Raw genomic sequence first — 6,462 nt, 5'->3', positions numbered from 1 at the left:
AAAGGAGTTTTATATCTCCAGCCGTATCCTGCGTTCCAGCCAGGCTCAGCCTGAGCGTGCAAAGTTGCAGGCGGTACACAAAGCAGCACAGCAGGCTGTACTGGAAGCCTATGCAGAAGACGAGCTGGCCCTGGAATCCCATGTTGCTACCATCTTGTGCCAGGAGGCAGCAGCAGGGGACGGAAACCTGGAAGTGCAAAGGGTGAAGGAGCGCATTCAGGAAGAATTTCCTATGGCAGTGGAGGGCTTTACCGCTCAACTGGAGACAGCAAGCCTTCCTATGGAGGAAACTGTTACAGTGCCAGCGGCCAAAATCAAGCGGATGGAATACCAGTCCATTAAAACGGCCAGCGGGATTGAAATGAAGATTCCCACCACGCTGCTGTATGGCGAAAATGATTTTGTGGAATTTATCAATGCACCGGATGGTACCATTTCTCTGCTGATTAAAGGCGTTATGCTGTAACCGGGCAAAAAAAGACTGAACTATCCCCCTGTTGGAGGGAGACAGTTCAGTCTTTTTGCATACTATGGGGACAACGGAAAACTTTAACGGCAGAGACAACAGAACCGGAGCATGGAACCAATGGGGTGAAGATTCAATTGGTCGCTTTAGGGGCTAAACAGCCATCGCTCCATGGCTGTTAAATCAAAATGCCGTCGCAATGGTCAATTTCATGCTGAATAATTTGTGCAGTCCAACCGGTAAAGGTTTTGATGCGTGTTTGAAATGCAACATTCTGGTACTCCACTTTAATGGAATTCCAACGGCGCGTAGGCCGTGTGCCTTCGTGAGAAAGGCAGCCTTCCTCTGCCCGATAGGGGCCGGATTTTTTAAGAATAACCGGGTTGAACATTACCAAATCGCTGCCTTCGTCGTCCACCACAATAATTCGCTTGTTTACACCAATCATGTTGGCGGCCAATCCCACACAGCCTTCGGCGTTGGCATGGAGAGTATCCAACAAATCGGTGGCCACCGGCAGATCCTCCGGGCCAGCAGGTTCGGCTTTTTGAGCCAAAAACAATACATCCCTGCAAATGTCTCGCACCATATTTCTACATCCTCCTTGGTTCATTCAGGGTCAAATAACAGCTGTTTTTTAGTATAGCAAAAACAAATTCAATTGTATAGCTTTCATTCACAACGGCGAGGGAGGATGCACAGCGGATAATTTATAGAAAAACAAAACGCCGTCCTGCAAAGGGCAGGGGGCGTTTGTGTTGTTTATACAACAAGCTCAAAGCAGCGAGCCTGGCCGAAAGTGCCAGATTGCAATAGAGCTTCTACCTGTTCACGGTGGGCGATTTCCTCCTGCCAGGCAAGACCACAGCCAGCAGTAATACTGGTGGGAACCGGAAAAAGCCGACCAGTGAGACTGTTTTGTGGGGCTGCGGTCTCAAAAGCGATGGCTCCGGCGGTGGAATCAAAAGCAACCACCAATTTCAATTGTTTTGGACGCATGGTATCCCTCCTGGAGTACTGTTCATAAAAGGGAGCAATGGCCAGCAATCAGGGGCGAATTATCTTGCTGGCCTGCATCAAATGCTCTGCAATGGTGTACATATTGGTCACAGAGCCGACGCCCAGTTTATCGGCAATGCCATAGTGGTTCAGGCAGGTTCCGCAGGTGAGAATCTCCACACCCTGCTCCTCCAGCAGTTTCAAATCCTGAAGGGTGGGAGCACCCTCCACCGAAAGATGAGCGCCGCCATTGTACAGCAGCACAACATCCGGCAGAATATCCTGCTCGGTGAGTGCATACACAAAGGCTTTCATCAACGCAGCACCCAGGGTATTGTCTCCGCTGCCCATGGTATTGCTGCTCAGCACCACCACCGTTTTGCCGCAGCCGGTGGGGCAGGCGGCCAAGGCGGCGGGAGCATTGGCAGGAGCCTGGCTCAGGGCTTGTTCATTTAGGGCCAAAACCACTTGATAGTGGTTAGCACCCAGGGTGCTGGTGGTGGCAGAAAGCTGTTTTTGCTGGGCCATCTTGCACAGGTTTTGTACAGCGATTTCATTATCCACCCAAACAGTGATGGTATCATCACTGGAGATGGTTGCCAACACTTTTTTTGTCTCCACCACGGGAATGGGGCATTGCTTACCCCGTACATCAACCAGATGATTCATTTTTTTAACAGCTCCTTTAATGTAATTGCTTGATGCTACGCAAAAAATTACAAAACCTGAATAATGCCAGGATGTTCTGCTGTAATTTTACCCACCACACCGCAGGCGAGCCCCAAGGTCTGCAACTGTTCCAGTGCCTGTTCTGCCTGGTGAGCGGGCAAGCTGAACAGCAGGCCGCCGGAGGTCTGGGGATCAAACAACAGCTCCTGCATGGCAAAGGGCACATCCCGGAACTGTACAATACCCTCCAGATGATTCCGGTTTCGCTGGGCCGCAGCGGTAAGCAAAAATTCGTCGGCGTAGTCCAGCGCCTGGGGGATATAGGGGATGCCGGAAGTTTCCACCTGGGCGCCCAGCTTGCCTGCCAGCATCTCGTTCAGGTGTCCCAGCAGTCCAAAACCAGTTACATCCGTGCAGCCGTGCACATCAAACTGGGCCATTGCTTCGCAGGCGTATTTGTTCAGGGTGGTCATGCTGGCAATGGCTGCATCCAATGCATCGGCACTGGCCTGCTGTACACGGGCGGCAGTGCACACAATGCCTACACCCAGCGGCTTGCTCAGCAAAAGCACATCTCCTGCCTGGCAGGCCATGTTGGTTAGAATGCGCCGTGGGTCTACGATGCCAGTAACCGAAAGACCGTACTTTACATCCGCATCCGCAATGGAATGACCCCCTGCCAGTACGCCGCCAGCTTCCCGCACCTTCTCGGCACCACCCTGGAGAATGCGCCCCAGAATGTTCAAATCCATCTGTTCCGGAAAGCAAACAATGTTCAAGGCTGTTTTTACGGTGCCGCCCATGGCCCATACATCGCTCAGGGCATTGGCGGCTGCAATCTGGCCAAAGATGTACGGGTCTTCCACCATGGGGGGGAAAAAGTCCAGCGTCTGTACCAGTGCCAAATCATCCCGCAGCTGGTAGACTGCTGCATCGTCAGAATGGTCGTACCCCACCAGCAGATTGGGGTCCTGGAATTTAGGCAGCTTGCTTAGCACACGGGATAGAGCCCCAGGGCCAAGTTTGGCAGTGCATCCGCCGCCTTTGCAAAAGACAATTGGTTGTTCATTCATAAAAACAACGCTCCTTTTAAAAATCGCCTGGTAAAGGGATAGCCCTCCAGGCGATGATGGATGTTACTATTATCATACGGCGAAATGGCGAAAAAGTAAAGAGGGACTGGGTCTGCCATTCCGTATGGGACGAAAGAGATGCACCTTTTAAAGCGCAGCGATAAAACAATAGGCCAATAAGCAGCAATGGCTTTTGGGTGTTGGCACCTAGCCAAGCAGCAGAGAGGCTTTGGCAAAGATGTATTCAACAAGCTGCACAACTTTTTTGCTGAGCGCAGGAATGCGAAGCCATTTTGCAAGATAAAAGCGGAGTGTTTCTACCAGCAAGCCGGAAATAAAAATGGCAAAGGCGATACAAAGCACCAAAAGCACGCCCAGATAAAGGGGCTCGCTGGAAGCAAAAATAAATCGCCCCTTCAGCCAAGCAGACCAAATTACCTGATTGGTGTGGAATAGGTAAATACCAAATGCCAGAGGTGATAGTTTTGCGATGATGGTACCCTTTAAAGGAATGCGTGCAAACAGCAGAACCATAAGAATACCGCTTAACAAAATAGTGGGTGAAGTATAGGAGACAACAGCCAGGCTAATGTGCAGCTTTATTTTAGAAATCCAGGTAGCGGCAATGCACCCCATCCAAAGAATAAACAGAAAACCGGTTGACTTGTTTTCGAACAGATGCGATTGCTTTGCCAGCAGACCCATTGCGTACAGTGCCATCAGCCAGACAGTGGAGTAACCTTTGTTTGTGTAAAAAACACCGGTGAGGGTTTCCATAACCGAAAAACCGATAAATACAACAAGCAAAGCTTTTTTGGCCTGTTCAGCAGATAAACTGAACAAAAATTTGTTCAAAACCGGCATGGCAAAGTACAAAGCGAAAAACGCAGAAAAATACCAGAATTTACCGTATATAACAGGCATAGCGCAGCGCAGCATATCCTGCGTAGTCCACTGCTCACGCAAAACGAATACGGTAAGGATGCCGGTTAGAACAAAAGAGTAAAAGAACACCTGAAACCACATTTCAGCAAGCTTTTCAAATGTTCGGGGTTTATTGCTGGCGGTATAACCGCTCATTAGCGCAAAGGAATCAACGGCACAATAGCAGAAGATTTCCAGGCCCCAAAAAATCGAATAAGCCGTTCCGGCAGAGGCATTTAAAACCCCACCCTGGCCCAGGGTATGCAGCACACACACCATGTACATTAGAACTAACCGCAAAAGGTCCAAACCGTAATTTCGTTGCTTCATAGCAATAGCCCTCACATTTAAAATAATCATTACACGATTAAAGCGTTGGGGTGGCTGGTGGTTTTGCCTAGCGCAACCGCAGAAACAAGAAAGAATGAGCCCCTTGTAACTCCCATTTTTGCAAGGCAAGCACTGCGGCACCAACAAGCCGGTTGAATTTTGATACCCAGTTATTCTACCATTGTTTGCAGTGTACATCAACCACACCAAGCAAAAAGAAGAACAGAAAGAATGGGCAAAAACAAAGTTCTGAAAACGGGTGCTAACAGCAAAAGAAACACCCCTGCATAACGGTAAGCCGGAATTTTGCGGAATGAATTTGATTTAGCATTGCGCTAAAGCTTTAGCAAGAGTATAATCAGTTAAAGATGGTTGCATTTTAACTAAAAACAAAAAACAAACATCAAAAGGATGATGAACTATGGCAAGCGCCACAAAATCAATGACCAGCGGCTCCATTTGGAAGTCAATGACCTTTTTTGCAGTTCCGGTTTTTATTGGCAATCTCTTTCAGCAAATGTACAACACAGTGGACTCGCTCATTGTGGGCAACTACCTGGGCAGCAGCTCTCTGGCAGCGGTAAGCTCCTCCGGCAGTTTGATTTTTATGCTCATTGGCTTTCTGGGGGGCATTTCATCTGGTGCAGGTGTGGTGGTGGCCCGGCTGTTTGGTGCACGGGATATTCCAAACCTGCAAAAGGCCGTACATACAATCGTAGCGTTTGGTTTGGTGGCAGGCACAGCAATGACAGCTCTGGGGGTTTGGCTGTCGCCCTATATTCTAACCTGGATGGGCACTCCTGCCAGCGTTATGGTGGAGTCGGTGGCCTACCTGCGTGTATATTTTTGGGGCTCGCTGTTTTCGGTAATGTACAATATCATGGTAGGCATCCTGCAAGCGGTGGGCAACAGTAAGTATCCGCTGTATTATTTGATTGCATCCTCAATCATTAACCTGGTTCTGGATATTGTGTTTATTCGGTTTGTTCATACCGGCGTGGCAGGTGCGGCCTTGGCCACCGTTATTTCCCAGATGTTCAGCGCAGCACTTTGCTTTTGGCAGCTGACCCAAACGCAGGATGTATATAAGCTGCATATCCGCAAAATTGCCTTTGACGGAAAACTGCTTTGGGAAATTATACGCATTGGTCTGCCCTCCGGTTTTCAGAACTCGGTCATTGCCTTTGCCAATGTGGTGGTGCAATCCAATGTAAACTCCTTTGGCGAAATGGCTATGGCAGGGTACGGCGCCTACTCTAAGGTGGAAGGCTTTGCCTTTTTGCCCATCAACAGTTTTACGCTGGCCCTCACAACCTTTGTGGGCCAAAATCTGGGGGCTAAAAAATACGACCGGGTCAGCAAGGGCGTAAAATTTGGTGCCAGCGTGGCGGTAATTTTGGCCGAGCTCATTGGCGTGGTGGTGTTTTTGTGTGCGCCCTACTTTATTTCTGCCTTTGATCCCAACCCGGAAGTGGTGCAGTTTGGCATCGAAAAAGCCCGCACCGCAGCGCTGTTTTACTGCCTGCTGGCCTATGCCCATTCCATTGCATCGGTGTTGCGAGGGGCAGGCAAGGCCATGGTTTCCATGATGATTATGCTGGTGTTCTGGTGTGTGGTTCGGGTAACATTTCTTAGCATTACAATTCCAATTACCCACAGCATCCAGATGGTGTACTGGGTGTATCCGCTTACCTGGGGCCTTAGCTCCATTGCCTTTACCATCTACTACCGTCTTTCCAACTGGAAAGGGGAGTGCACACACCAGGCAGAGCAACCGCTGGTACAGCAAGATCAGTAACAAGGCCACTGCGCTTTTGTAATACCGCACAGCAAATTTTGAAACTCGAAACAAAGCAGCACTGCATCCTTTTTTCCAACAGGAAGAAGGGGCAGTGCTGTTTTGTTTCAATCATAAAAGCAGAAATCCCAAAGACTGTGTCTGCCAAAGCTGGGCATACAGCTTTGAGGATTGATTTATCAGCCCGGAAATTCGGAAGTTTT

At 49.3% G+C, this 6,462-nt stretch carries 7 protein-coding genes; 2 read left to right on the top strand and 5 right to left on the bottom strand.

Features of this window, described 5'->3' with window-relative positions; translation table 11 throughout:
- The coding region (locus tag ACH2EM_RS09615; protein ID WP_395152269.1) for a nucleoid-associated protein at positions 1–466 on the top strand (466 nt) is incomplete at its 5' end.
- Between the two features lie 178 nt (positions 467–644).
- On the opposite strand, the gene ACH2EM_RS09610 is transcribed toward ACH2EM_RS09615, so the two are convergent.
- The 5 genes from ACH2EM_RS09610 to ACH2EM_RS09590 form a co-directional block, all read right to left on the bottom strand.
- Positions 645–1,055, bottom strand: a complete 411-nt coding sequence (locus ACH2EM_RS09610) for a peptide deformylase (RefSeq protein WP_395152267.1) — start codon at positions 1,053–1,055, stop codon at positions 645–647.
- Between the two features lie 173 nt (positions 1,056–1,228).
- Positions 1,229–1,465 carry a DUF3343 domain-containing protein gene (locus ACH2EM_RS09605; RefSeq protein WP_395152265.1) on the bottom strand — a complete coding sequence of 79 codons (237 nt, stop codon included), beginning with the start codon at positions 1,463–1,465 and terminating at the stop codon, positions 1,229–1,231.
- Positions 1,466–1,513: 48 nt separating this feature from the next.
- Positions 1,514–2,134, bottom strand: a complete 621-nt coding sequence (gene yedF / locus ACH2EM_RS09600) for a sulfurtransferase-like selenium metabolism protein YedF (protein WP_395152263.1) — start codon at positions 2,132–2,134, stop codon at positions 1,514–1,516.
- A gap of 47 nt (positions 2,135–2,181) precedes the next feature.
- Positions 2,182–3,207 (bottom strand): selenide, water dikinase SelD, encoded by a 1,026-nt coding sequence (gene selD, locus ACH2EM_RS09595; RefSeq protein ID WP_395152261.1) that lies wholly within the window; start codon positions 3,205–3,207, stop codon positions 2,182–2,184.
- A 207-nt stretch (positions 3,208–3,414) separates the two neighbouring features.
- Positions 3,415–4,491: an acyltransferase family protein gene (locus ACH2EM_RS09590; protein WP_395152259.1), complete on the bottom strand. Its 1,077-nt coding sequence runs from the start codon at positions 4,489–4,491 to the stop codon at positions 3,415–3,417.
- A gap of 391 nt (positions 4,492–4,882) precedes the next feature.
- Between ACH2EM_RS09590 and ACH2EM_RS09585 the strand changes: the two genes are divergently transcribed.
- On the top strand, positions 4,883–6,259 hold the full coding sequence (locus ACH2EM_RS09585) for an MATE family efflux transporter (protein WP_395152257.1): 1,377 nt from the start codon (positions 4,883–4,885) through the stop codon (positions 6,257–6,259).
- Positions 6,260–6,462: the final 203 nt, after the last annotated feature.

Origin of the sequence: uncultured Allofournierella sp., from assembly GCA_944382705.1 — a bacterium.
GTDB lineage: Bacteria > Bacillota > Clostridia > Oscillospirales > Ruminococcaceae > Allofournierella.
The sequence above is the reverse complement of the archived record's forward strand: the minus strand, read 5'-3'. Positions and strand labels throughout refer to the sequence as shown.

Bases quoted from the DNA above. Each gene is read 5' to 3' on its own strand.
- ACH2EM_RS09610 (WP_395152267.1), bottom strand. From the start codon at position 1,055: ATGGTGCGAGACATTTGCAGGGATGTATTGTTTTTGGCTCAAAAAGCC.
- ACH2EM_RS09605 (WP_395152265.1), bottom strand. From the start codon at position 1,465: ATGCGTCCAAAACAATTGAAATTGGTGGTTGCTTTTGATTCCACCGCC.
- yedF (WP_395152263.1), bottom strand. From the start codon at position 2,134: ATGAATCATCTGGTTGATGTACGGGGTAAGCAATGCCCCATTCCCGTG.
- selD (WP_395152261.1), bottom strand. From the start codon at position 3,207: ATGAATGAACAACCAATTGTCTTTTGCAAAGGCGGCGGATGCACTGCC.
- ACH2EM_RS09590 (WP_395152259.1), bottom strand. From the start codon at position 4,491: ATGATTATTTTAAATGTGAGGGCTATTGCTATGAAGCAACGAAATTAC.
- ACH2EM_RS09585 (WP_395152257.1), top strand. From the start codon at position 4,883: ATGGCAAGCGCCACAAAATCAATGACCAGCGGCTCCATTTGGAAGTCA.